The organism is Nostoc linckia z4 (genome assembly GCF_002608075.1).
GTDB classification, from domain to species: domain Bacteria; phylum Cyanobacteriota; class Cyanobacteriia; order Cyanobacteriales; family Nostocaceae; genus Nostoc; species Nostoc linckia.
In genome coordinates this window covers 74,233-99,869 of record NZ_LAHA01000056.1, presented here as the reverse complement: position 1 = coordinate 99,869, position 25,637 = coordinate 74,233, and the positions used below count along the sequence as shown (strand labels likewise).

Annotated in this window: 19 protein-coding genes; 13 read left to right on the top strand and 6 right to left on the bottom strand. The window is 40.8% G+C overall.

Annotated elements, in window-relative coordinates; all coding sequences use genetic code 11:
• Nucleotides 1-732: 732 nt before the first annotated feature.
• Nucleotides 733-1,860, bottom strand: coding sequence for an acyltransferase family protein (locus VF06_RS30680; RefSeq protein ID WP_099072374.1), 1,128 nt, complete (start codon nt 1,858-1,860; stop codon nt 733-735).
• Nucleotides 1,861-1,979: 119 nt separating this feature from the next.
• On the opposite strand from VF06_RS30680, the gene VF06_RS30675 reads away from it, so the two are divergent.
• Nucleotides 1,980-2,438: a peroxiredoxin gene (locus tag VF06_RS30675; protein ID WP_099072375.1), complete on the top strand. Its 459-nt coding sequence runs from the start codon at nt 1,980-1,982 to the stop codon at nt 2,436-2,438.
• Nucleotides 2,439-2,533: 95 nt separating this feature from the next.
• Here the strand turns inward: VF06_RS30675 and hpf are convergent, their stop codons facing one another.
• The gene (gene hpf, locus VF06_RS30670; protein ID WP_099069079.1) at nt 2,534-3,178 is read right to left on the bottom strand and encodes a ribosome hibernation-promoting factor, HPF/YfiA family; all 645 of its coding nucleotides are present in this window, start codon (nt 3,176-3,178) and stop codon (nt 2,534-2,536) included.
• 618 nt (nt 3,179-3,796) lie between these two features.
• Here hpf and lipB point away from each other — a divergent pair.
• Together lipB and VF06_RS30660 are read left to right on the top strand one after the other, a co-directional pair.
• Nucleotides 3,797-4,504, top strand: coding sequence for a lipoyl(octanoyl) transferase LipB (gene lipB / locus VF06_RS30665; protein WP_099069080.1), 708 nt, complete (start codon nt 3,797-3,799; stop codon nt 4,502-4,504).
• 560 nt (nt 4,505-5,064) lie between these two features.
• Nucleotides 5,065-5,265, top strand: a complete 201-nt coding sequence (locus tag VF06_RS30660; RefSeq protein WP_099069081.1) for a hypothetical protein — start codon at nt 5,065-5,067, stop codon at nt 5,263-5,265.
• A 48-nt stretch (nt 5,266-5,313) separates the two neighbouring features.
• Here VF06_RS30660 and VF06_RS30655 read toward each other — a convergent pair whose 3' ends face one another.
• Entirely contained in the window at nt 5,314-6,069 is a 756-nt protein-coding gene (locus VF06_RS30655) for an amino acid ABC transporter ATP-binding protein (RefSeq protein WP_099069082.1), read from the bottom strand.
• A gap of 268 nt (nt 6,070-6,337) precedes the next feature.
• Here VF06_RS30655 and VF06_RS30650 point away from each other — a divergent pair, with 268 nt between their 5' ends.
• The 3 genes from VF06_RS30650 (at nt 6,338) to VF06_RS30640 (ending at nt 10,665) form a co-directional block, all read left to right on the top strand.
• A complete protein-coding gene (locus VF06_RS30650; RefSeq protein WP_099069083.1) occupies nt 6,338-7,837 on the top strand; it encodes an ABC transporter permease subunit in 1,500 nt (499 codons plus the stop codon).
• Between the two features lie 427 nt (nt 7,838-8,264).
• Complete coding sequence (locus tag VF06_RS30645; RefSeq protein ID WP_099069084.1) at nt 8,265-9,788, top strand: SulP family inorganic anion transporter; 1,524 nt, start codon at nt 8,265-8,267, stop codon at nt 9,786-9,788.
• A gap of 253 nt (nt 9,789-10,041) precedes the next feature.
• Nucleotides 10,042-10,665 carry a Uma2 family endonuclease gene (locus tag VF06_RS30640; protein ID WP_099069085.1) on the top strand — a complete coding sequence of 208 codons (624 nt, stop codon included), beginning with the start codon at nt 10,042-10,044 and terminating at the stop codon, nt 10,663-10,665.
• A gap of 193 nt (nt 10,666-10,858) precedes the next feature.
• On the opposite strand, the gene VF06_RS30635 is transcribed toward VF06_RS30640, so the two are convergent.
• Entirely contained in the window at nt 10,859-11,851 is a 993-nt protein-coding gene (locus VF06_RS30635) for a hypothetical protein (protein WP_099069086.1), read from the bottom strand.
• Between the two features lie 560 nt (nt 11,852-12,411).
• Here VF06_RS30635 and VF06_RS30630 point away from each other — a divergent pair.
• From VF06_RS30630 to argC, 4 genes are all read left to right on the top strand, one after another.
• The gene (locus VF06_RS30630; protein ID WP_099069087.1) at nt 12,412-12,975 is read left to right on the top strand and encodes an IS607 family transposase; all 564 of its coding nucleotides are present in this window, start codon (nt 12,412-12,414) and stop codon (nt 12,973-12,975) included.
• The gene (locus VF06_RS30625; protein WP_306610415.1) at nt 12,951-14,477 is read left to right on the top strand and encodes an RNA-guided endonuclease TnpB family protein; all 1,527 of its coding nucleotides are present in this window, start codon (nt 12,951-12,953) and stop codon (nt 14,475-14,477) included. Before VF06_RS30630 ends, VF06_RS30625 begins: the two co-directional genes overlap by 25 nt.
• A 63-nt stretch (nt 14,478-14,540) precedes the next feature.
• Nucleotides 14,541-16,043 (top strand): glycerol kinase GlpK, encoded by a 1,503-nt coding sequence (gene glpK / locus VF06_RS30620; RefSeq protein ID WP_099069089.1) that lies wholly within the window; start codon nt 14,541-14,543, stop codon nt 16,041-16,043.
• Nucleotides 16,044-16,223: 180 nt separating this feature from the next.
• Nucleotides 16,224-17,195 carry an N-acetyl-gamma-glutamyl-phosphate reductase gene (gene argC, locus VF06_RS30615; protein ID WP_099069090.1) on the top strand — a complete coding sequence of 324 codons (972 nt, stop codon included), beginning with the start codon at nt 16,224-16,226 and terminating at the stop codon, nt 17,193-17,195.
• 339 nt (nt 17,196-17,534) lie between these two features.
• Here the strand turns inward: argC and VF06_RS30610 are convergent, their stop codons facing one another.
• Nucleotides 17,535-17,744, bottom strand: a complete 210-nt coding sequence (locus VF06_RS30610) for a hypothetical protein (protein ID WP_099069091.1) — start codon at nt 17,742-17,744, stop codon at nt 17,535-17,537.
• Between the two features lie 523 nt (nt 17,745-18,267).
• On the opposite strand from VF06_RS30610, the gene VF06_RS30605 reads away from it, so the two are divergent.
• The gene (locus VF06_RS30605; protein ID WP_099069092.1) at nt 18,268-18,705 is read left to right on the top strand and encodes a DUF6918 family protein; all 438 of its coding nucleotides are present in this window, start codon (nt 18,268-18,270) and stop codon (nt 18,703-18,705) included.
• Nucleotides 18,706-18,825: 120 nt separating this feature from the next.
• On the opposite strand, the gene VF06_RS30600 is transcribed toward VF06_RS30605, so the two are convergent.
• Nucleotides 18,826-23,238 (bottom strand): ATP-binding protein, encoded by a 4,413-nt coding sequence (locus VF06_RS30600; protein ID WP_099069093.1) that lies wholly within the window; start codon nt 23,236-23,238, stop codon nt 18,826-18,828.
• Between the two features lie 761 nt (nt 23,239-23,999).
• Between VF06_RS30600 and VF06_RS30595 the strand changes: the two genes are divergently transcribed.
• Nucleotides 24,000-24,302 (top strand): hypothetical protein, encoded by a 303-nt coding sequence (locus tag VF06_RS30595; RefSeq protein ID WP_199341804.1) that lies wholly within the window; start codon nt 24,000-24,002, stop codon nt 24,300-24,302.
• A 479-nt stretch (nt 24,303-24,781) separates the two neighbouring features.
• Nucleotides 24,782-25,594, top strand: coding sequence for an SDR family oxidoreductase (locus tag VF06_RS30590; protein WP_099069126.1), 813 nt, complete (start codon nt 24,782-24,784; stop codon nt 25,592-25,594).
• The last annotated feature ends 43 nt before the right edge of the window (nt 25,595-25,637 follow it).

Below are 25,637 nucleotides of genomic sequence, written 5' to 3'. Positions count from 1 at the left end.
ATGTTTGAAAAGTCATGATTGATGTATCAAATATATTTTTACCCCACCCTAACCCTCTCCTTGTAAAAACTACGGTGTACACATAAGTCGAATTTCTTCTTAAATCCCGGACATTACCCTTAATCCCGCCTTGGAAAGGGGGGAAAAAGAGATTTTATTCCCCTTTACAAGGGGAGGGCTAGGGTCGGGTAATTCGATAACTTGTGTGTACACGGTAGCCTTTACAAGGGGAGGGCTAGGGTAGGGTAATTCAATAACTTGTGTGTAAGCGTAGCCTTTACAAGTGCTTTGGCGTAGCTTCTCTTTCGCGTAGCGTCTCGTAGAGAAGGTATCGCTAATTTTTACTTACACTTTCGTAGGGTGCGTTGTCGTATGGCGCAACGCACCGTAAATCTATGGATTAACACAAGTCTGTTTGCCATCAAGTCAAGGCGGAAAGTCTTGCAGGGAAGACAAAAACTCTTATAGGGAAGGCGGAAGCTTTTACAGGCTGCGCGATATACTCAAACGTCAAAGCAGAAAGTCTTACAGCGAAGACGGAAGCTCTTGCAGGCTGCGCGATATACTGAAACGTCAAGGCAGAAAGTCTTACAGGGAAGACAGACGCTTTTACAAGGACGATGTAATAGCAATTCGCAATGGGCTACGCTAACGCAATTAAGAAATTCAGACTTTATCTAGGTTTGCTGGTTTAAATCTGTTGCCGAATTTTAGAGAATTGGTATTACTTACTTACACTTTCAAAAACCAGCGTTGGCGATACATCACAACACCAACAGCCCACCACAACAACACGGTGACTATGCCAAAAAACAGGGAACCATTGAGCGCCCCCGCCCAAGATGCGAAAAAGTTCTGGTAAATCCAATTGTAAGTAGTAGGAGCATTTTCTCCCGTACCAATAGTTGTTTTGACTAAGATTTTAATCAATAAAACAGACGCGACGAAAAGAGCGATCGCATTTAAACCCATAATTTCAAAAGGTTTACCCCAGCGACGTATCAACCGGACTTCGATGAGTTCATAACAAGCTGCTAGTAACAATAATGCCCAACCTGTTGTAAAAACCACATAAGAACTAGTCCACAATTTTTTATTAATGGGGAACGTCAACCCCCACGCCCAACCGATAATTAAACAACCAACTCCAAATAATCCTAGCCCGATACTTGTACGCGACTGTACGGACTGGCTGCGTATCCATTGGCCACTGAAGTAACCAGCCAGGACACTTACTATTGCAGGAATACTACTAAACAATCCCTCTGGATCTCCCAGAAACTTGAAACCATCACCTTTATATAAATGTGCTTTGGGAATAATCAAACGGTCAACATAAGCACCAAAATTACCTTCCCGCGTCAGAACTCCCGCCCCATAATCGGGTACTGCTACATACATCATTGTTAGCCAGTAGGCGATGAGTAGCACTGCTGCTAGTATCCATTGACCTTTGCGCGGGATGTTGAGAACTATTAAAGAAGCCAGCAAATAGGTAATGCTGATGCGTTGCAACACTCCCATTATTCGGATGCTACTGAAATCAAAAGTCCAAACACCTTGATTCCAAAAGCCATTTAATAGTAATCCCAAAACAAAAAGAATGGCGGCGCGGCGTAATATCCGCCAGTAAACAGCTGAGTTTGCTTTATTACCTTCGGTGTATTTTGACAGAGAAAAAGTCATCGCTACACCAACAATAAAGAGAAAAAAGGGAAATACCAAGTCAGCTAACGTACAGCCGTGCCAATCAGCGTGGGCGAAGGGAGGATAGACATCATCTGCAACCCCCATCATATTGACTAAAATCATCCCAGCGATGGTGATACCGCGAAAAACATCCAGTGAAGTCAGGCGCATAAGCGGAATTTTGTCTTTGATGAGTATCTTAAGCTAACCCGCTTGATGCACCTAATCAAGGAAAATTTATAGACTTGTATACAAGGTAAAATTTTGTTAACTAACTACCACTACTTGCTATGTCAATCAAAGTTGGAGATACTGCTCCTAATTTCAGTCTACCTGCTCAAAACGGCTCAACAGTTAGCCTAGAAGATTTTCGCAGCAAAAAAGCCGTTGTCTTATATTTTTATCCCAAAGACGATACACCCGGTTGTACCGCTGAATCCTGCGCCTTTCGCGACCAGTATGAAGTTTTTAAAAGCGCTGGTGCTGAAGTTATCGGTGTGAGTGGCGACTCCACCGAATCTCACCAAAGATTTGCAACCAAATACAATCTACCTTTTATCTTGTTGACTGACAAAGACGACCAAATACGAAAACTATATGGTGCAACAGCCGCCTTTGGCTTGTTCCCTGGTCGCGTTACCTACGTCATTGACCAACAAGGAGTTGTGCAATACGTATTTGATTCAATGTTTAACTTCAAAGGTCACGTTGAAGAAGCACTAAAAACGTTGCAACAACTTGTGAAATAGGGAGTGGGGAATGGTGGGGTGGTGGGGTGGTGGGGTGGTGGGGAGATGGGGTGAAATTCTCTCCCCATCTCCCCATCTCCCCATCTCCTCAATCCCTATTTAATATGCGACTTTTCCGCCATCACAACATTCGTATGGGCTACTTTGCCATTTTTGCCGTTGGTATGACCGTTCCCATTGCGGGGTTGAATTACGCCATAACCGCCGTGGTTACGTTCGTAAATGACATTTATCTCTCCTGTTTCAATATTGCGGAACATATAAAAGTCGTGTCCTACTAGTTGCAGTTGTTCCAAAGCTTCTGCAACGTTCATGGGAGGCATAGAAAAATATTTGGTGCGGACGACTTCGTTTGGTAGTTCGGGAGTGCGATCGCCAATTAAATCTGTGACTACTGACTCTGCAACAACTTCTTCTGTTGGTTGGGCATGAGTTTTCTGATCTTGACGCCGTTCTTTGTATTTCCGCAATTGACGGGCAATTTTATCTGCAACTAAGTCAATGCTAGCGTACAAGTTCTCGCTGCTTTCCTCCGCACGGATGACGCTACCATTAGCGTAAATAGTTACTTCAGCTGCTTGTCTAGGATTAATTCGAGGATTCCGCGCTACGCTAAGATGCACATCCACTTCATTTGTAATATTCTGAAAGTGATTAACTGCTTTTTCAATTTTTTGATGTACATACTCACGAATTGCATCGGTAATTTCAATGTTTTTGCCGTGGATGACAAGCTTCATGTAAACTCTCCCGCTGAATATTTTGATGTGTGAATTTGCTTTGTATGAAAAGAAGTTGCGGTAAGATATATCACTCCCGCTAAAACAAATTGTGAACTTTTCTCATTTACTGCTGCTGTGCTTTACTTTAAACTCGTTGCATCTGAGTTTTTACTAAGCATATCGTTAGATTTCCCTTCTCATCTCTGCGCTGATATCCAAGTTAGATATCGACTTAGAACTCTTCGAGCTAGAAATCTTAACAGTAGCAGATGTGACTAGTTTCTCCTTTAAAGCAAGGCTGACAGAACTGTTGATAGTTGCTCCTTGTGCGTTCGGGTGAGGTTTGCTTGCTGTTGATAAAGAACACAAGTTTTGTGGAAGTTGATTTTGTTTGAAATGCAAACAATGTTATTAGAGTCATCAGCCAGTGTATTCATTCTATTCTCTTGGCGTGATGCTGATTGTAGAGAATTCCTCCCAACACCTATTAAGGTTATATATTCAAGCTAGCACTTTGTATTTTAAGATGCATGTTCCCTTGACTTTCCTTTAAAATCCTTTGCAAAGCTTGACATTTTTTGATTCTATTCCTTTAAGTTGAAATATATTTCGTTCTTTTTACAGTTGATTTTTGGCATGATCCATAGTAATAAACCACACAAAAACCGTTGTTTGCTATATAACCAAGGATTGATATCTTACTTAGACGCTCATGCATGGCAGCGATCGCTCCTCAATCAACGCATCCATGACCCCAATCTAGATGATGTGTTAATTCTCCTCGAACATCCACCCGTGTACACTTTGGGACAAGGAGCCAATTCAGATTTTCTCAAGTTTGATATTGACAAAAGTAGCTATGATGTGCATAGAGTTGAACGCGGCGGCGAAGTTACTTACCATTGTCCTGGTCAACTGGTGGGGTATCCGATTTTAAATCTGCAACGTTATCAAAAAGACTTGCACTGGTACTTACGGCAACTTGAAGAAGTGTTAATTCGCCTACTAGCAGTTTATAAATTGCAGGGAGAAAGAATTCCGGGTTTTACAGGCGTTTGGTTACAAGGGCGAAAAGTTGCGGCTATAGGCATTAAAGTCAGTCGTTGGATTACCATGCACGGCTTTGCATTAAATGTTTGTCCAGACATGACAGGCTTTGAACGCATTGTACCCTGTGGTATTTCTGATAAACCTGTAGGCAGTTTAGCCGAGTGGATTGCAAATGTTACCTGCGAAGAAGTGCGTTTTTATCTAGCACAGTCCTTTGCAGAAGTATTTGGAGTGGAAGTAGTAGAATCACAGCCAGAAAAAACTTTTCAGGTAAGAACTCAGGAGTCAGAATAGTTAAAGAATCAGCAGAATAAGCTAATGCGCGCTAAAAAAAGCATAACTACATTAGCGTGATTGTTGAGTGTTAACTGTCAACGGTCAACGGTCAATAGTCAACAATCTTATCGAGTCAATATGCAACTTAAATGCAGAACAGCTTATATCAATTCCCAATCATATTAAATTTCTGACCCATTCTGAGTTCTGGGTGCTGAATTGTTACTTTTTCAGTATGAATCAATTTTGCTGTAAATTATGTAATAAATACTATACCAGTCTCATTGAAATTATGACACACTCATAATGGTTATCTATTGTTCCTAGTATCAAATATCTATTGAACTAGGGATATCACGTTTAGAATCTAATTATTTACAAAGCATTAAACATAAGAATTCAGGAGTCAGGGGTCATAATTCAGAATAATTAAAAAATCAATAGTCTGTAAAAAGCTTGGTGTTTTGAGATTATTCAGCTTGATTTTCAAAGCCTTATTGATTGTGACTTCTGGATTCTGGATTGTGAATTATTCCCATTAAACTAACATTTTGCAGCACTAAACTACCAATTCGCGCGTGAATTACCCAACTAATCTCCAAGTATATACCCCATCGTTAACATCACTTAGAGAGCGTGACTGGACAGCTTTAATAGAACTATTTGATAGAGATGACGGTGATGAAATTGAAGACGACATCCACACTAATTTGTTTTGGCTAATACCTGAACCTTGTTGGGAAGATGACCCCTTTGATTTCTTACGTGAATATCTGTAAACAGTGAGGAGTGGGGAGTTAGGAGTTATCCTAACTCTGAATTCCTCACTATTTTCCTTTGAGGCGACTGAGGAAAGTACGCAGGCGATCGCTTTGCGGATTAGTCAGAACTTCGTAGGCTGAACCTTGTTCTGCAACAATACCTCGATCTAAAAAAATCACCTGATGGGCTACTTCTTTGGCGAACTGCATTTCATGGGTGACGATGGCCATTGTCATACCTTCGGCGGCTAATTGTTGCATTACTTGGAGAACTTCGCCCACGAGTTCCGGATCTAAAGCGCTGGTGGGTTCGTCGAATAGCATAATCTGGGGATTCATACATAAACTACGGGCGATCGCTACTCGTTGTTTTTGTCCGCCAGATAGTTGTTCGGGATAAGCAGAGGCTTTATCAAATAAACCGACTTTTTCCAGATATAACCCCGCTAATTGGGCGCTTTCTTTCGGTGTTTTCCCTAAGACTTTACGCGGCGCAAGTGTCATATTTTCCAAGACGGTGAGATGGGGAAATAAATTGAATTGCTGGAAAACCATGCCTACTTGCATCCGCAGTTGCCGCAGTTGGTTATAGTTAACAGTGGGTTGGGATAAGTTTATACCGTTAACCATCAAACGTCCGCTGTTGATGGTTTCCAAACGGTTAAAGCAACGCAGTAGAGTACTTTTACCACAACCAGAGGAACCAATAACTGCAACCACCTCTCCCCGCTTGATTTCCCCTGTGATTCCTTTAAGAACTTTGAGAGAACCAAAGCTTTTTTCAATATTCTCAAAAATAATTGCGGGTATAGGATTGTTCATTGGTGGTGTCAGTTCCTCTGTTAGGGACTTCCAAAAAATAAATTATCCCAAATTATTTGTACGTTTGTAGGGGGCACAGCTGTGCATTGGTTCAAGTTAAGCTTAAATGCTTATACCACACACGTTTTATCCCTCTTTGAACTTCGGGGTGGGGTATACGATGGGATGTTTTTTTATGATTTTGCATCAGTCCTGCTCTAAAGTTGATTGTAATATTTGGAACGAACCGCAAAGAACGCGAAGAGCGCGAAGGAAGAAATGAAAGAGTATGGCTGGATTTAGTTTTGGGCGTTGGCTGCGTTGGTGTGTGGTTGTTGGTATTAGTTGTTTGTTATTGACTGGGTGTGGTGTGAACCCTAGCGGGGGAAAAACTCTGCGGGTTGCAACTGAACCTGCGTTTCCACCTTTTGAGTTTCAAGGACAAGGTGGTGAATTGCAAGGTTTTTCCATTGATTTAATGAATGCTGTTGGTACTGCTGCTAACTTTAAAGTGAATTTTCAAAGTCTGCCTTTTGATGGCATTATCCCAGCACTCCAAAGCAAAACGGTGGATGCAGCCATTAGTTCCATTACGATTACAGAGGAGAGGGCGAAGACGATTGCTTTTTCTCGTCCTTATTTTAAGGCGGGGTTGGCGATCGCCATTCGCACCGATAATCAAAATATTACTAACTTTGATAGTCTCAAGAATAAAAAAATTGCTGTACAAATTGGCACAACTGGTGCAACTAAAGCTAAAAGTATTCCTGGGGTGCAAATTCGCAGTTTTGATTCAGCACCTATAGCTTTACAAGAATTAGTCAATGGTAATGTGGATGCGGTAATTAATGACGCGCCTGTAACTTTATATGCTATCAATACTGGCAATCTCAAGGGAATTAAAGTTGTACAGCAATTACTCACAGAAGAGTTTTATGGAATTGCTACAGCGAAAAATTCGCCTGATTTGGCATTAATCAACGATGGTTTGGATAAGATTTTAAAAAATGGCACTTATTCTCAAATTTATCAAAAATGGTTTAAAGCCGAACCGCCATCATTACCAACGACATCACCCTTTGAAAATCAAAGTAATGTAGGTGTTTCGGGAAAATTTACGTCAATTAGTGTAATTTTACAAGCTGTCCCCACCTTATTGCAGGGAGCTTTGGTAACTTTACAATTGACGATACTTTCTGTGGTGTTTGGTTTAATCGGCGGTTCTTTAATTGGAATTATCCGCCTTTCTCATATTGCACCTTTACGTTGGCTAGCCAGGGCTTATGTAGATTTTTTCCGAGGAACGCCTTTGTTGGTGCAAATTTTTATGATTTATTTTGGGTTACCAGCCATTATCCAAGAACTTGGTTCGACATTTACTTTCGATCGCTTAGTGGCGGGAGTAATTGCTTTAAGTTTAAATAGTGCCGCTTATATTGCAGAAGTTGTCCGTGCTGGGATTCAATCTATTGAAGCAGGACAAGGTGAAGCAGCGCAATCACTAGGCTTGAGTCCTGTGCAAACCATGAGGTATGTGATTTTTCCCCAAGCTTTCCGCCGGATGATTCCACCCTTGGGTAATGAGTTTATCAGTTTATTAAAAGATACAAGTTTAGTGGCTGTAATTGGTTTTGAAGAATTATTCCGCAAAGGACAGCTAATTGTTGCTGATAATTATCGCGCTTTTGAAATTTACGCGGGTGTAGCGCTGATTTATTTGTGTTTGACGCTACTTTCTTCCCAAGCATTTAGCCGATTAGAAGTTTGGATGAATCCTGTGAAGCGCTAAGGGGCGTTGAGGGTTCACAGTCAGCAGTTAAGGGTAACGCTTTCAGAGGAGATTTGAGAAATAAAAATCAAACTAGAGGCTGATGTATTATAACTTTTTTCTCGCGAATCTAAGTTATTGTCTAGATTTACTTTACGTTTTGCTGCAAATCCAACAGAAAAAGTTATCTATCATCCATCAGATAGCCCTATTGTTATCATGGGTTTGTAATCATTAAGAAATGTGAAGAGTAACTATAGATAGAAGTTGATTTAACTTAATGATTTTGTGTTTGCCATCTGAGGATTAAATATACCAGTAAAACGATGCCGTAATTAAAACACAATAAATATCTTTGAATTATTCAATGCAAGCATAGTTGCGGCTGCATTGTAACGGTTCAGCCTGTGAAGTAAAAATTAAAAGCTTTTCATTGGAGGATAAGCGAATGATAAATTTGAAAAAAATCATAAACAAATCCTCATTTACTAGTGAAGTACCAGCATCGTTTGTGGTATTTCTCGTGGCCCTCCCTCTTTGCATGGGTATTGCCATCGCTTCGGGACTTCCGCCATCTCGCGGTTTAGTTACAGGAATCATAGGCGGAATTGTTGTTGGTGCTGTTTCTGGTTCTCCTTTGCTAGTTAGCGGCCCGGCTGCTGGGTTGGCGGTGATTGTAGCAGAAACAGTCCAACAGTATGGTATTGAAATGGTTGGGCCAATTTTGTTGTTGGCAGGTTTAATTCAATTCCTCGCAGGTATATTTAAACTTGGGCAGTTGTTTCGGGCTATGTCGCCGGCTGTCATCTATGGAATGCTTGCAGGTATTGGGATATTAATCTTTGCTTCCCAATTTCATGTGATGCTAGACGATAAACCGCGTATACACGGCATTGATAATTTAATTTCTATTCCTAACACTATTTACAAAGCCATCTTTCCTATTGATGGTAGCGCTCATCATCTTGCAGCACTCATAGGTATAACAACTATTATCATTCTTCTGCTGTGGGAAAAATTTAAACCCAGGAGTTTGAAATTGATACCTGGTGCCCTGGTGGGGGTTGTTATTGCTACTACCATTGCTACTGTGTATAGATTACCGATTCAGTATGTTGATGTACCTGGAAGTCTCCTAGAAGCAATTCAATTACCAACACCTGCTAGCTTCCCACGCTTGATTCAGGCATCAGTTTTGATAGATGCGATCATCATTGCCTTCATTGCGAGTACAGAAAGTTTGCTTTCAGCCGTAGCAGTGGATAGACTGCATACCGGCCCCAGAACCAACTTCGATCGCGAATTAACAGCCCAAGGAATTGGTAATATTATCTGTGGGTTTTTGGGTGCTTTGCCCATGACAGGAGTGATAGCCCGCAGTTCTGTAAACGTAGAAGCCGGTGCGAAAACGAGATTATCCACCATGCTTCACGGTTTATGGCTGTTAATTTTAGTAATTGCAGCCCCAAGCTTGCTAAAAATAATTCCCATTTCTAGTTTGGCAGCAATTCTAGTTTTTACTGGATACAAACTCATCGAAGTAGAACATATTCGCCAGTTAAGAAACTATGGACGCTTTCCTTTGGGGATCTTTTTTGCCACTTTAATCACGATAGTTGTTACTGACTTAATCACTGGTGTTTTCATCGGTATTTTGTTGACAGGAATTTTACTAATTCACAAAATGTCCGTGCTGAATATCGAAATTATTAAGCACGAAAACAATCGCCGAATAGACATTCATTTACAAGGCGCAGCAACATTTGTCAGGCTACCAAAATTAGCAAACATTTTAGAACTTGTGCCTCCAGAAAAGGAATTGCATGTTTATTTACAAGACTTGGCTTACATAGATCACTCTTGCTTAGATTTGCTATCAATGTGGGCAAAGCAACAAGAAAAAATGGGAAGCACCTTAACTATGCAATGGGATCGTTTGATAGAACGTAATCGCAAGCCATACACTCTGTAAGACTCATAGTAGTTCATCAAGAAATGGTATAACTGTTGGCTTCACAACAAAGGGCGGACAAGATGTCCACCCTACAATACTTGTGCCATGATGGTAATTATCTCTCAGAATCAGGGTTTCAGGAAAGGCGATTGCAGGCTCTTGGCAAAGGGCGATCGCCTTTCTCATTCTCAATAAAAGTATAATTTTTATACTGATAGCTACTTTGATGGCGACTTGTCAGCTTTAAAAGCAAGTATTAAGGTAACAATTTATGAGTCAAGCCATACCCAAACTAGTAACCTTTGAAGATTTTGCAGCGTGGCGACCTGAAGGCGGAAGATATGAATTACACGATGGTGTGATTGTCGAAATTGCACAACCAGTTGGAGACCATGAAGATGTTGTTGGTTTTTTAGCTAGAAAACTAACAGTAGAATTTGACCGATTAAATTTACCTTATATAATTCCTAAAACTGCGCTGATAAAACCTGCTAATTCAGTATTTGCGTACTCTCCAGATGTGTTGATATTAAATCGTCTTAATTTAGTGAATGAGCCGTTATGGAAAAAAGAATCAACTGTATGTTATGCGGCATCAATTCCCTTGGTAGTTGAGGTAGTTAGTACCAATTGGGATGATGACTACTACACAAAACAAGGTAAATATGAAGTTATTGGAATTCCTGAATATTGGGTTGTAGATTATCTTGGTTTAGGCGCTAAAAAGTTCACTGGTAATCCTAAACAGCCTACTATGTCTATTTATCAATTAATCGATGGTGAATACCAAGTTACTCAATTTAGAGGTAATGATTCCATCGTCTCGCCTACTTTCCCAGAATTGAATTTAACCGCCGAACAGATTTTTCAAGCTGGTGGTTTACTCAGTAGTTAAAACCCACTATAAAACCCTAACATTTTTCGTTATCCAACACACGTAGAGACGTTGCATTGCAACGTCTCTACAACAATTTTGTGGGTAAACCTATAAAACTATTGGTAGGATGTTACGGAACTTCAAAGTAAAAAAATATTCCATCAAAGAAACCGTTTACAGTCAACAGCCAACTATCAGCAGTCAACAACTTTTATCGGCGTAGGTAACTAAAATTGGGGTCGGGTCTGCCAACAAAGCAAGAATGGGTAAATTTATATTTTTTGATAATGGCTAATGATGTTGTAGCTTCAGATTTATTATTGCCAAAATCAAACATCCAATGATTGCCATCTACAATTTTCCACCGATTGTTAATTTGATTGACGGTTGTAGTAGCAGGATTAAAAGATACGCAGTCTTCGCCTTGTAGCGAACCAGAAGGAGCGCTATTATTTACTAATAAATATTGGAATGATGGTTGTGGTCGTCCAACAAAACAAGATTTATTTATACCATAGTGCTTGATAACTTTGAAAGCACGCGCCGCTTCATCTTTTTGATTAGCAAAGTCAAACATCCAGTGATTGCCGTTCTCGACTATTTTCCAGCGATCGCTTACTTGATTGACACTAATATTATTAGGATTAAAAGCAATACAGTCTTCTTTAACTGCCTGTGTTTCTTGTGTTAATGACACTAAATTAGAACGATATTCTTTGTTAGCTCTTCTATCTTTTAAAATGATATATACCGATTGGGGTGGTGTTTGACCTTGTTCAACGGCAAACCAAAGAGAGTTTAAACTCTCACCAGAGGAAAATGCACAAAAGCCATAAATTCGTTGGTTTGTTTGACCATTATAAATATTTACCCAAGTCCGAGAAGAATTATTATTTTCTCCACAAGGAGGTAAATTAGGAGCTTTTGTAAATAAGTTGTTAGGAAATGCATTCCAATTTGCTACTGATAATTTATATCTTTGAAAATTTTTGCCTGAAACTGTATATGGTTCTGTTCCAATAAAAACTAGTTTTGGTTGGGGTATGGAATTGGATGCAAGATTAAGAACATTGGGATTTGTAATATTTTGGCTCCAAGTATTTGCTAGTTGGAAGTTATCAGCAGCATAAGCCGCAGCAAAATTAGATAACATCCATCCGGCGCTGAGTAAAGTTGCAAATTTGTTGTATTTTTGTAATTTCATATTGGCTAAACCTCAAAAAAAGTTATGGTAATCAGGACTTACGCAAAATAACGAAAAACAAACCGCAAAGACGAGGCAGTGCGTTGGGCGGGTTCCCCGACTTAAAGCAACTGCCGTGCAAAGTACACAAAGAAATAAGAGTTTAAGAGAGTTTTACATAAGTCCTAGTATTAATACAATTGGTGGATTTATGTTTCCATATTTTCTACTTTGAATTTTTATTAAAGTAGCGAAGACAACTTTGGTATCTGTGTAGTTAGTGGTCTGGAAACCCAAAAATGTTAGTTGGAGGCCGGGGGAAGCGTTAAAGGGTAAGAAATTTAAAACCTTTCCCCTTTCCCCTTTCCCCTTTCCCCTATTCCCCTTTACCCTTCCCCCTTCCCCCTTTACCCTTTACCCTTTCCCCTTTACCCTTTCCCCTTTCCCCTTTCCCCACCAAGTTTGCCAGACTACTAGATTGAGTTCCTTGGTCAGGTTGGCACAAAATAATGTATGAAGTTTAAATAATAAAAATATAGTCAGATATATTCAGATATAATCATTCGTGGTATAGTTTACGAATGAAACTATCTGACTATGCCAAGTCAAAAGGAATCAGCTATCAGACTGCCTGGAGGATGTGGAAACGTGGTGAACTTAAAGCCACCCAACTTCCTACAGGTACAGTGATTGTGGATGTACAAAAAACATTTGAAGGCGTTGTTATTTATACAAGAGTATCTAGTGCTGAAAATAAAAGCAACTTAGATAGTCAAGCCGAAAGACTTGTACGCTACTGCGAAGCTAAAGGATATCAGATAAAAAAAATAGTTAAAGAGGTAGGAAGCGGAGTTAATGATAACCGAAAAAAACTAGTTGCATTGTTAAATGAAGATGATTATAGAATCATTGTTGTTGAGCATAAAGATAGATTAACTAGAGTGGGTTTTAATTATTTAAAAGTTCTTCTAAATAAACAAGGGAAAGATATTGAGGTAGTAAATCTTGCCGAAGAAGAAACTGAAGATATCATGCAAGATTTGATTTCAATAATAACTAGCTTCTGTGCAAGAATCTATGGTCTAAGAAGAAGGAAGAGAAAACAAGCGTGTATTGTTAAATGCCTGGAGTCAGAATGCGATTAGTTGAGCGACATATAATCAAACAGAATAACAAGTGGTTTAGAGAAATTGATCAAATGTCTTTTTTATCAAAAAATTTATTCAACTGTGCCGTTTATTTGTGTCGCCAAGCCTTTTTCAAAAATCAGCCAATACCAACGTTGAATCAAATTTATCACTCTCTAAAAAATAGTGATGATTATAAAGCTTTACCTAGTAAAGTTGCTCAATTGGTATTTAAGCAAGTTGATAAATGCTTTAAATCTTATCAAAAAACTAAGAAAGAATACGACTTAAATCCAGGCAAGTTTTTAGGTGAGCCAAAGCTACCTAAATATAAACACTCTTCAAAAGGGAGAAATATTTTAGCTTTTAACAATCAAGCTTTTTCTAAAAAAGCACTAAAAAAAGGTTTAATTTCTCCCTCGGGATTATCAGTGTTTATTAAAACCAAGCTTGCTGAAATTGAAGAAATTAGGATTATCCCCAAAAATAATGTCTACATTATTGAAGCAGTTTATGAGCAAGAGGAACCCCCCGTAGTAACTAACAACAGAATCGCAGCAATTGATATAGGTTTAAACAACTTAGCTACTGTTAGCAGTAATTGTTTAGATTTTAAGACTTTTATTGTTTGTGGCAAGGCTATCAAATCGTGCAATCAGTTTTACAACAAAGTTAAAGCTAGTCTTCAATCTCAGTTACCTAAAAATCAAAAAGCGCAAAGTCAGAGCGCCGGAAGACAGCGCTCTGAACTTTGTAAGAGAACTTCTAGAAAAATAGAAGCACTAACACTCAAACGTAACAACAAAGTGGATTATTACCTCCACACAGCTAGTAGATTTATTGTTAATCATCTAGCCAGCCAAAACATAACGCATTTGATTATAGGTAAAAACGAGAATTGGAAACAGAGCATTAATTTAGGAAGTAAAAATAATCAAAACTTCACTAGTATTCCTCATGCTCGATTTATCCAACAAATAGAATATAAAGCTCAACTTGTTGGAATCAAAGTACAAATCAGCGAGGAGAGCTACACATCCAAATGTAGTTTTCTGGATTTGGAACCCATTAAAAAACATGAGCAATATTTAGGCAGAAGAATCAAGAGAGGTTTGTTTAGGTCTAACTCAGGAAAAATCTACTCAGCAGATTTAAATGGTTCGCTAAATATATTAAGAAAGGTAGTTGGGGACTCTATCTTCGATAGAAACTCAATAGAGAGGCTTGTAGTTAGCCCAGTAAGGCTTACNATCAAAGTACAAATCAGCGAGGAGAGCTACACATCCAAATGTAGTTTTCTGGATTTGGAACCCATTAAAAAACATGAGCAATATTTAGGCAGAAGAATCAAGAGAGGTTTGTTTAGGTCTAACTCAGGAAAAATCTACTCAGCAGATTTAAATGGTTCGCTAAATATATTAAGAAAGGTAGTTGGGGACTCTATCTTCGATAGAAACTCAATAGAGAGGCTTGTAGTTAGCCCAGTAAGGCTTACGCCTTACCAAGCTAGAAACATTTGATTATGTTTTTAGTAACTATATGTGATTTGACGGATATTGAAATCACCATCGCATTATTCGGCTATGGACACAGTTGGCAGCACAACTCCATCATCTGGCCACATCTTGGCACTAGACTTGGGTACTACCGGCAACCGCGCTTTTGTGTTTAACGCAGAAGGTAAAATTGTCGGACAGGCATATAAAGAATTGACTCAGTATTATCCACAGCCAGGATGGCTAGAACATGACCCTGAAGAAATCTGGCAGGATACTTGCTGGGTGATGAAAACGGCTATCGCCAATGCCAAAATTACCCCATCGGCCATCGCCGCAATGGGGTTGACTGTGCAACGTGAAACCTGTTTAATTTGGGATAAAACCACAGGAAAGCCACTCCATAGAGCGATCGTTTGGCAAGACCGACGTACTGCTCCATTGTGTCAAAAATTACAAAACGAAGGCTATGCGCCGGAAATTTACGATCGCACCGGATTGATTATCGACGCCTACTTTTCTGCTACTAAGCTTAGATGGCTATTAGACAAGTTTACAGATATCGATGTAAACAATGTCCTTGCAGGCACGATTGATACTTGGGTGCTATGGAAACTCACAGGTGGCAAAGTCCACGCCACCGACCACAGCAACGCCAGCCGCACAATGTTAATGAATCTCAAAACCTGCGAATGGGATGAAATTCTCCTCAAATTATTCCAGATTCCGCTTCAAATTTTGCCCCAGATTCAGCCTAGTCTAGGGGTATTTGGAGTTACTGATGCTACTTTATTTGGTGCGGAAATTCCCATTAGTGCCATTTTGGGAGATCAGCAAGCTGCTTTGTTTGGTCATGGATGCCACAGTCCTGGTTTGATGAAATGTACTTACGGTACAGGTAGCTTTTTAGTAGCTCATACTGGCTCTAAAATTGTGCGGTCACCCGAAAAACTCATTTCCACAGTGGCATGGACGCAAAGAAATCCAAACGGCGTTTTAGATGTTGGCTACGCCTTAGAAGGCAGTATGTTTACTAGCGGTGCTTGTATCCAATGGTTGCGCGATAGCTTGAAGTTAATTAAAACTGCGGCTGAAACTGAAGCAATGGCAAATAAAGTTACAGATAATGGCGGCGTATATTTTGTACCTGCATTTAGCGGACTGGGGGCACCCTACTGGGATATGAGCGCCAGGGGAGCATTTTTCGGCATTACCGCCAGCGTACAACCAGAACATTTAGTACGCGCCGTGTTAGAGGCCATAGCTTATCAAGTTGTGGAAGTAGTGCAGGCGATAAATGAATTTAGTACTACACCAGTCGGGCGATTAACCGTAGATGGTGGTGCTTGCGAGAATAATTTTTTGATGCAGTTTCAAGCTGATGTCTTAGGTATCCCAGTGGAACGTCCGATAATGCGCGATACCACCGTTCAAGGTGCAGCATTCGCAGCAGGTTTAGCCGTGGGATTTTGGGATAACTATGAAACATTGGCGCAGCAACGGCAGATTGAGCGCATATTTCAGCCAAAGAATGATTTCTCGAACTTTGCTACCTGGCAAAAGGCAGTCAAACGTACTCTTGATTGGTAGATGTTGATGGTTGATGGTTGACGGTTGACTGTTCGTTGTTCCCCATAAAATTAAAGGAGATTACATAACTGTTTTAAAATACCACTTACAGTACATTGCTTTCGGAGTGAGGTACGGATAATAGCGCCCGTAGTGATGTACTTGATTTACCTGAAATACGCTGTAAATATATAAGATCCCATGAGTGCTAAACCGAAGATTTTCATTGATGGAGAATCAGGAACCACAGGCTTACAAATTTACTCGCGCCTCAACCAACGGGATGACATCGAGATAGTTAGCATTGAGGCATCTAAACGAAAAGATGCAACTGAGCGAGCTAAGCTGATTAATGCTGTGGATGTTGTTATTCTCTGCCTACCTGATGACGCTGCCCGCGAAGCTGTGAGCTTAGTTACTAATACTAGCGTTAAAATTCTTGATGCCAGTACTGCTTATCGCACAGCACAAAGTTGGGTATATGGCTTTCCCGAACTAAATCCAGGACAGCGAGAAAAAATCGCCAGCGCCCAGTTTATAAGTAATCCCGGCTGTTACCCCACGGGATTTTTAGCTTGTATCCGTCCGTTGATTGCTAAAGGAATTTTAAAAACTGACTTTCCCATCACCGTGAATGCAGTGTCTGGTTACTCTGGTGGCGGAAAGAATTTGATTCAAAAGTACGATGCTTTCCACACAACACAAGCCGGGGGAGAGTCGCTTTATCCCTATGGTATCTACGGTTTGCAGTTTGGGCATAAGCACGTTAAGGAAATGCATTACTATTCGGGGTTAGCGTCGCCGCCGTTGTTTGTACCGTCAGTGGGTGATTTTGAGCAGGGAATGTTAGTACAAGTGCCTTTGCCCTTGTGGATTTTGGATAATCCGCCATCAGGTGAGGTAATCTATGAAGCGATCGCTGACTATTACCAAAGTCAAAAATTTGTCCAAGTTGCTCCATTCAAAGAACTCACACTTCTTAGAGAGGGAACGTTTCTAGATGCCAAAGCCATGAACGGTACCAACTTTGTTCAGATTTTTGTCTTTGCTAATGACGCGACCAAAGAAGCCTTGCTAGTTGCTCGTCTTGACAACTTAGGCAAAGGCGCATCCGGGGCCGCAGTCCAAAATCTCAATATCATGCTTGGCTTTCCCGAAGAATTGGCATTGTAAGGATTGGGGTTTCCACGCCACTTGTTTCTCCTATGGTAGCTGTTGTTACCACATAGAAGTCGGGAGTCGTGACCCATAGGTGTCAACTTAAGCCTTAGTGAATGGAATTCGTAGCTACACAAACGAAGTCGGCCTGCGCGGACTAATGGAAAATTAAGGTTTTGAAACCCACAAAGGTGGGTGAGAGTTTGTGTAGATGCGGTTTCTAACTGCCCGTTTCGCTATTTACCGTTAACAGTCAACAGTAAACGACCCCAACCGGAATAATTTATTTTTTGGAGTTCCTAAGTTGACACCTATGGTTGTGACCGAACTCCTTTCAAGCTAGGGTGGGGTAGTTCAGTCATCTAACAAACTCATCAATGCTTGCAATTCCGAGTCAGGTGACTCTGATAACTCATGCTGTAGTTCTAACAGTTGAGTCCGTAATGCTGTAATTACGTTTACCATATCAGATTCTTGTGCGATTTTTAGCTGACTTTCTTTGATTCTGATTTTTCTTAGCAGTTCATTTACATCGGAAATTGAATCATAATCTTGGGAAATCATAGCCTTACACCTAATATAAATTACAGGAGTAAAGTGAAACTTTTTGCTCACGCATTGTGTAGCATTTTTTAAATTTTAAGTAGAAATTGTACATGCTCTTGGTACAAACTTGCCATGAGAGTAATTTTTTTTAAAAGTATTTGCCATAAGTATCGCTTAATAGCTATTGAGCTATAAAAATTGTTTCAAAGATGTAGTATTTGCGATCGCACCAGTCCTTGCTAGAATTCTCAACAGCTGGTTAAGCATCTTTATGGTGTTTGACTTCAAGTTGGTTAATTAGTATAAATTTTTTTAGATTTATGGAAAAAATTAAATGTATTTACTTAATTTTTGGCTTGTGATGTGATACTAAGGTTACTTAATTTAGGTTATAGCTAAATTCAAAACTACCATTTAACAGCACAGCAAGGTTATCTTTAGGACTGACAATGGCATCTCAGATACCATTTTCTGTAACTTCCTGCTTGCTAAAAAATTAATTGAATGAAAATTAAGTACTGGATTTCTCAGGAGGAGTGAAATGGGACTTAGCGACGGACTTTTGAACACAAACAAAAAAGCTATGGTGGTAGAAGACTGCTGCAACCTGCTCGAAACACAGATTGCTTCTAAGTCAGGTATCAGTGGTATGGCTTTGAAAGCGGCCTTTGGAGCCTTAAAGGGAATCAAGCCTGGATACATTCCTTATGCGGTTGAACAACTTTTACCCCAGTGTTTGACAGCACTCGATCCCATTTGGAATGAAGGCGTTCAAAAAGGTGACCCAGTGGGACACGTGATTGCTAATTCATCAGATACAGCAGATGCACTTCTGGGCGTAACTGACGCCAGACTCAAAACTGTGAAACGCCAAATCGTGCGAGGAACCTATGACAAGCTTCGCGGCTCAGCGAAAAAACATGTTGAAGAGGCGATACCAGACTTAGCCAATATCATTGATAAGTACGCTAAGGCATGATGGGGATTGGGGGGACTGGGGAGACAAGGAGAGAAGTCACGCCTCGCGCGGACATGATATAACTTCTAACTCCTAACTCCTAACTCTCAACTCCTCAGTCAACAATCAACCCCCAAAATCCTACCTACCAATCAAATTAGCAATTGCCTTGACTAACTCGTCTGGTTCCACGGGTTTGGATATATGTTTTTGAAATCCTGATTGAAGTGCTTGTTTTTGGTTGATTTCTCCTGCATAAGCAGTTAAAGCGATGGCCAGAATCTGTTTGTCTTGCTCTACCTGCAATGCTTTAATTTGGCGCATCAGCATATGACCGTCTGTTTCGGGCATTCCGATATCACTCACTAGAATATCTGGCTTTGACTCTGCCAAGGCTTGTAGTGCTTCTAAAGCCGATTCCGCAGTGGTCACCTTGGCTCCAGCTTGTTCTAGCACAAATGCGTGGAATTCACGGGTATCTGCATCATCATCCACGACTAAAATTTCTATACCCGTCAGAATTTCAGTGGCGGGGGAAACATCAAAATCAAGAAATTCGTTATCTTGTTTTTGATTTAAATCTTTTTTGATTAAGGGTAGTCTAACTGTAAAAGTGGCTCCTTGGCCTTCGCCTAAACTTTCTACCCAAATTGTTCCCCCATGTAGTTCTACCAAATGACGAACAATTGCTAAGCCTAACCCCAAGCCACCAAACTTTCGGGTTGTCGTGCTGTCAGCCTGACGGAAATATTCAAACACATGAGGAAGGAATTCGGGGCTGATCCCCTTACCTGTGTCGCTGACAATAATCTGAGCTTGAGTGTCAACTTGCTGGAGTTGAATGTCAATTCTTCCTTCTTGGGGGGTAAATTTCACAGCATTGGATAACAAATTCCAGATGATTTGTTGTAAACGACTGGAATCGCCCAAAACTCTCTCTACACAAGTATCGAGGGTTTTATGAATTTGAATATTTTTTGCTTCTGCTGCCAAACGCACTGTCTCCAATGCCGCATCAATGACGATCGCTAAACTGACGGGAAACATATTCAGGCTGAGTTTGCCTTGTAAAATGCGAGAGACATCGAGCAAATCTTCAATCAGCTGAGCTTGTAATTTAGCATTACGCTCAATGGTGGCGATCGCTTTTTTCAGTGCCACTGAATCAAATTCACGAGTTTTTAACAAATTCGCCCAACCGAGAATCGGATTCAGGGGCGATCGCAATTCATGAGAAAGTACTGCTAGAAACTCATCTTTGATGCGGTTGGCTCTTTCGGCTTCGGTTCTGGCAACTTGCTCTAGTTGCAGCAGGCGATCGCGTTCTGATTCTACGGCCTTGCGTTCGGTAATATCAATACAGGAACCGATGTACCCTAAAAATTCTCCTTCGGGAGTAAATCTAGGTACGCCGACATCAAAAATCCAGCGGTATTGTCCATCAAAGCGTCTGAGCCGATATTCCATGTGAAACCCTTGACGGGTGTCAAAGGCATTTCTATAAGTATCTAAGCAATATTGCAAATCGTCGGGATGCACTCCTTGAGTCCAACCATTGCCCATCTCTTGCTCTATGGTTCGCCCAGTAAAGTCCAACCAAGTCTTATTAAAATAATTACATAATTTATCAGTACCAGACATCCAAATTAATGTTGGTGTTGAATCTGCCATCAGCCGAAAGCGTTCCTCACTTTCAAGAAGTGCTTCTTGGGCTTGTTTGCGTAGGCGTAGTTCCTCATAGACATCATTGACATCTGTGATAAAAATTGATACACCTTCATTAAAGGGATAGATGCGATTCTCAAACCAGCGATTCCATCTAGGATAAAAATATTCAAAACGAACCACAGTTTGTTCGGCGATCGCCCGATGAACCTGGGTATAAAATTCACTTCCCCCTAAATCTGGAAACACCTCCCAAATGCTTCTACCCAGTAACTCCTCCTCAGAAAAGCCCACAACTTCTACTACCTGCTTATTGACAAAGGTGTAGCGCCACTGACGATCCAATACAAAGAACTGGTCTTGGATACCAGCTAACACCGTTTCTAAATGTGCCTTTGCCACCTCCGCTTCAAACCGCAGCTCTTGTTCTCGTTGCATCGTTTCCTGTCTCAAACGAGCCATTTTTAAGGCTGCTTCTACCCGTGCTAACAATTCACGGGCAGAGAACGGTTTAATCAGATAATCATCAGCTCCAGCTTCTAACCCTTCTACCCGCGCCTCTTCTCCTGCTCGTGCCGACAACAGAATGATGGGAACTTTTTTGGTCTGCGGATCGCTGCGTAATGCTTGCAACAATCCAAAGCCATCCAAAAAAGGCATCATGACATCCGTCAGTACCAAATCTGGCAAACGCTCCCGAACAGAATTCAAAGCAGCTAAACCATTGGGCACTGCTTCCACCTCATAGTGCTGACTTAACAACCGCTTGACATAATCACGCATATCAGAATTGTCATCAGCGAGGAGAATACGGGCAGAGAAAGTAGAAAGTAGGGAATAGGAAGTAGGAGATGAAGATGTTATTTCCCTATTGCCCACTGCCCATTCCTCACTTCCCTCTTCAGGCAACCAACGCAGGGCTTCTTCTATGTAGGGTGCTGCACCCAAGGCAGTTGAAGTTAAAGTTTGAGTTGCGCTAATCCTGTCTGGAGGTAAATGAGCATAGCCTGTAGGAATGGATACAGTAAAGCAACTGCCTACTCCTAAAACACTGCTTACTTGGACAGTTCCACCATGCATTTTCACTAATTCTTGCACCAGTGACAGACCAATTCCCGATCCTTCAAAGGTTCGTCCTTGCGCTCCTTTGACGCGATGAAAGCGTTCAAACAACTGGGGAATTTCTGCTGCTGGGATGCCGATTCCTGTGTCCTGCACTGACAGTTCTACGAAAGAGGACGCAAAAAGTGTTTGTGAAAAATTCTCTACATTTTCATCTTCCCTTATCCCCGCGTCCCCGCGTCCCCACCTCCCCGCGTCACCACATCCCCACCTCCCCGCGTCCCCGCGTCCCCGCATCCCCGCTTCCTTATTCTCCACCCACTGCAAATTCACCACAATTTTTCCTGCCAAGGTGAATTTGAAGGCATTAGACAGCAGGTTGAGAACTATTTTTTCCCACATTTGCCGATCTACATACACTGATGCCGGCAGGGGAGGACAATTAACTGATAACTGCATTCCTGCTCGTTCAATTGCTGAACGAAAAACACTAGCTAATTCGGCGGTGAAACTGGCGAGGTCTGTGGGTTCGTAGGAAGCTTGAACCCTTCCGGCTTCAATTCGCGAGAAATCTAACAAGCTATTAACTAGCTTCAACAAGCGCAGTCCGTTACGTTGCACCATTTTTAACTGCTCTTGTTCGTTGCTTGGTAACAAACTGCCACCATCGGCTAGGATGTCTTCTAGTGGCCCCAACATTAGAGTTAATGGGGTACGAAACTCGTGGCTGATGTTGCTAAAGAAGATAGTTTTGGCGCGATCGATTTCTGCTAAAGCTTCGGCTCGTTTGCGCTCTTGTTCGTAAGCCTGGGCGTTGGCAATGCTAGCTGCAATCTGAGCTGCAACTAGTTCCATAAATCCTCTATAATTATCGTCGAACAGCCTGAAGGGATTTAAGCCAGCAATTAAAATGGCAGCTTTGCCTGTTTCTCTCGATGGTGCAATGGGTATAGCCACTGCTTGATGTGGCGTTGGCGAAGTCCGCCGTAGGTATCGCTCCCATATCCCGCAAGGCAAGCTACCAAAATCCCCTGCTAAAATATCAACTAATTTTGTTTGATGGGTTGCCATCACTTCCCCAAAAGGCCAAACAGCATCAGAATCGAGAGCAGCTGTTTGTGGTGCTGCTTTGTGGTTTGGCTGAATGCGGCATGTTCCAGCAAGAAAAAGCTGTTGTTGGTCTGGTTCGACCAAATAAATCATTGCAAAGGGGAAGTCATAAGGGTTGGTTTCCAGACAACTGACACTCAAGGTACAGGCCTCATCGAATGTACGTGCATCTGCTGTCCTAGTTGCTAACTCACGTAATAAATTTAACTGCCGTTCTCCAATGATGCGTTGTGTATCGTCTGTGTTAGCACAAATAATCCCGCCCGTCTCACCTTCATCATTGGGAACTGGACTATAGGAAAAAGTATAATAAGTTTCCTCTGGGTAGCCGTTACGCTCCATAATCAGCAGTAAGGCTTCATCGTAAGTGCCTTCGTTTTTCAGCATCGCTGATTCTGCTCGCGGCCCTACCTGCTCCCAAATTTCCCGCCACACATGGGAAGCTGGCTGGCCTAGTGCTTGTGGATGTTTACCACCAATAATAGCTTTATAAGGATCGTTGTAAAGATTAATCAGTTCGTCCCCCCACCAGACAAACATCGGTTGGCGAGAAGTCAGCATAATCCGCACCGCTGTTTTCAAACTCTGCGGCCAATGTTGTGTTGGGCCAAGAGAAGTTTGCGACCAGTCGAATTCTCGCATCCGCGCACCCATTTCACCTCCACCGAAAAGGAAATTAGCGTCGGCGTTGCTTGCTGACGTTGACTCGTTTTTCATGGGTTTGTGTCGATTAGTCATGGGTCGGGTATAAAGCTACAATTGTAATCACGTGCTAATCACAATTTATTGTTGCAAAAGTCACACCAAACTCGGCAAAAAATTTTTCTGGGCATAGATTTTGATTCTTGCCGCAGGGTAGGAACTAGCCGATCGATATTGAATTGTTTTGCCACAAGTAGGCACATATTGTGAGGCATATAAATCACAGTTTATGATGCTCTACATATCTAATGTTTACGTTAGAGTGTGATTTTACGTCAATTATTCTGGAGATAGAGATTATAATTGAGCAATTTTTTCCATTAGTTAGAATACACTAGCTGATATGGGGCGATCGCTGCCCAAAAATTCCATACTTCACTATCCTCAAAATCTCTTCTCAATCACTACCTGTATCGAGCAATTGATTTAGAACATCTACGATTAATTTAATTTATTATTTTAACAAGCAACAATATTTGATTTTATTTCAAAGCTTGTTTATTCTAGAGTTAACAAAAATTTTTAATGAAAAAATCATCAATGATTATTCAGTATTTTAAATCAAGGGATAATTTTGTGCCTATACAGATTAATCTTTATTTTCAATAAAAAATTGATATTAGCTTCAAATTTTAGAGTTAATTGATACTTATTGCAAGAGATAAAAATTATCAATCATGTACATTTTAAAAATCCAACATTAGAAAATGAATAAAATAATTTAACCATTTCTCGTAATTATTACTTTAGCTTTTTCTAGAAATTGACTCAATCTAATGAACATCAAATTTTTCCAAATTACCTTAGTGTTATTAGTCTTTTTGTTTAACTTAACATTTGCTTCTCCCACCTGGGCAAAAATAGCACCTTCCTCAAGTAGTAATCCTGACTACTTTGAAGTAGGTCAAAAAGTAATTTGGCTTTATAAAGCTCGTGGCGATTCTGCTGATATCCAGAGAATTCCCGCAGAAGTGGTCAAGTTAGGTTCCAAGGAAGTACAAATTAAGGTGTACAAAAATAAAAACCAATTTGTAAATCGTTGGGTAAATCCAAACAAACTGGAAAATGTCCGCGAATAGGAAAAATTAGCTGTTTGTATTTAAGGTAGTGCATTTTTTTGTGTTGGTTGTTAACTGTCAACCGTTAACAGTTAACAGCGATGGGATAATAGACTTCTTGCATAAGTCGGGAAAAGGGGGAAAGGTTTGGTATTTTCCCTTTTCCCTTTAACCCCTTCGGGGTTCGCCAGTCGCTCATGGGGGAAACCCCCAAGACCGCGCTGGCTCACCTTTTCCCTTTGACCACAAGAGTCCAAAAAGCAATTGATTGCAAGAGGTCTAATATGTATGTGCTGCTAAGTAGATGGACATAAATAAATATAATATGTTCTGTCATTGCGAGCGAAGCGAAGCAATCCCAGAGACTTTGCGATTGCTTCGCTTCGCTCGCAATGACATCTTAGATTTAATCATGACTATTTACTTAGTAACTTACTGTGTCTTCCGTACTCTTGACTATGGGACGCCAGAGGCAAATTTTCAAGATTGTCCTCAAAATTATGAATAAAAATTTTGACCAAAAACACGCTATTGTTACTGGCGGTTCAAGTGGAATCGGTAAAGCAACAGCGCAACTGTTAGCTAGTGAGGGCGCACATATTTCAATTATTGCTCGCAACGAAAGGAAACTGGAGGGTGCAAAAGCAGAGATAGAAGCAGTAAGGGCAAATCCAAATCAGCGCATTATTGCTATTTCCGCGGATGTAGCCGATAGAATTCAAGCCCAACAAGCTATCAAAACAGCTATTGAACAAATTGGCTTTGTTGATTTGTTAATTACTTCTGCTGGTATCGCCCAACCTGGTTATTTTCAAGAACAGCCAACAGAAATTTTTGAACGCACAATGGCAGTCAATTACTTTGGCTCGCTTTACTGCATTCAAGCAGCACTACCAGCCATGAAACAACAACGACAGGGCGACATCGTACTCATCTCTTCTGGCGCAGGTTTGATTGGTATTTATGGTTACACCACATATAGTCCTAGCAAGTTTGCCTTACGGGGTTTAGCGGAGTCTTTACGCGGCGAATTGAAGCTGATGGGAGTGAACGTCTCAATTGTTTATCCTCCTGATACTGACACGCCACAACTTGAGGAAGAAAACAAAACCAAACCCATTGAAACGAAAATGATTACCGGCACTGCCAAAACTTGGAGTGCCGAGAAAGTCGCTTTTGAGATTGTACAAGGTATTAAGAAAAAATCCTTTGCAATTACTCCCGGACTAGAAATGACATTCCTTAGCAGGTTTCACAGCCTGCTAGCTCCTGGAATTAACTGGTATATGGATCGGATTATTACCAAAATTTAATAACATTAAACTAAATCTCTGGTCTAATTGGTAGAAAAACGCT

What these genes read in the sequence shown, in the direction of transcription:
- VF06_RS30680 (WP_099072374.1), bottom strand. Translation starts at nt 1,860, where the DNA reads ATGCGCCTGACTTCACTGGATGTTTTTCGCGGTATCACCATCGCTGGG.
- VF06_RS30675 (WP_099072375.1), top strand. Translation starts at nt 1,980, where the DNA reads ATGTCAATCAAAGTTGGAGATACTGCTCCTAATTTCAGTCTACCTGCT.
- hpf (WP_099069079.1), bottom strand. Translation starts at nt 3,178, where the DNA reads ATGAAGCTTGTCATCCACGGCAAAAACATTGAAATTACCGATGCAATT.
- lipB (WP_099069080.1), top strand. Translation starts at nt 3,797, where the DNA reads ATGATCCATAGTAATAAACCACACAAAAACCGTTGTTTGCTATATAAC.
- VF06_RS30655 (WP_099069082.1), bottom strand. Translation starts at nt 6,069, where the DNA reads ATGAACAATCCTATACCCGCAATTATTTTTGAGAATATTGAAAAAAGC.
- VF06_RS30650 (WP_099069083.1), top strand. Translation starts at nt 6,338, where the DNA reads ATGGCTGGATTTAGTTTTGGGCGTTGGCTGCGTTGGTGTGTGGTTGTT.
- VF06_RS30645 (WP_099069084.1), top strand. Translation starts at nt 8,265, where the DNA reads ATGATAAATTTGAAAAAAATCATAAACAAATCCTCATTTACTAGTGAA.
- VF06_RS30640 (WP_099069085.1), top strand. Translation starts at nt 10,042, where the DNA reads ATGAGTCAAGCCATACCCAAACTAGTAACCTTTGAAGATTTTGCAGCG.
- VF06_RS30635 (WP_099069086.1), bottom strand. Translation starts at nt 11,851, where the DNA reads ATGAAATTACAAAAATACAACAAATTTGCAACTTTACTCAGCGCCGGA.
- VF06_RS30630 (WP_099069087.1), top strand. Translation starts at nt 12,412, where the DNA reads ATGAAACTATCTGACTATGCCAAGTCAAAAGGAATCAGCTATCAGACT.
- glpK (WP_099069089.1), top strand. Translation starts at nt 14,541, where the DNA reads ATGGACACAGTTGGCAGCACAACTCCATCATCTGGCCACATCTTGGCA.
- argC (WP_099069090.1), top strand. Translation starts at nt 16,224, where the DNA reads ATGAGTGCTAAACCGAAGATTTTCATTGATGGAGAATCAGGAACCACA.
- VF06_RS30610 (WP_099069091.1), bottom strand. Translation starts at nt 17,744, where the DNA reads ATGATTTCCCAAGATTATGATTCAATTTCCGATGTAAATGAACTGCTA.
- VF06_RS30605 (WP_099069092.1), top strand. Translation starts at nt 18,268, where the DNA reads ATGGGACTTAGCGACGGACTTTTGAACACAAACAAAAAAGCTATGGTG.
- VF06_RS30600 (WP_099069093.1), bottom strand. Translation starts at nt 23,238, where the DNA reads ATGAAAAACGAGTCAACGTCAGCAAGCAACGCCGACGCTAATTTCCTT.
- VF06_RS30595 (WP_199341804.1), top strand. Translation starts at nt 24,000, where the DNA reads ATGAACATCAAATTTTTCCAAATTACCTTAGTGTTATTAGTCTTTTTG.
- VF06_RS30590 (WP_099069126.1), top strand. Translation starts at nt 24,782, where the DNA reads ATGAATAAAAATTTTGACCAAAAACACGCTATTGTTACTGGCGGTTCA.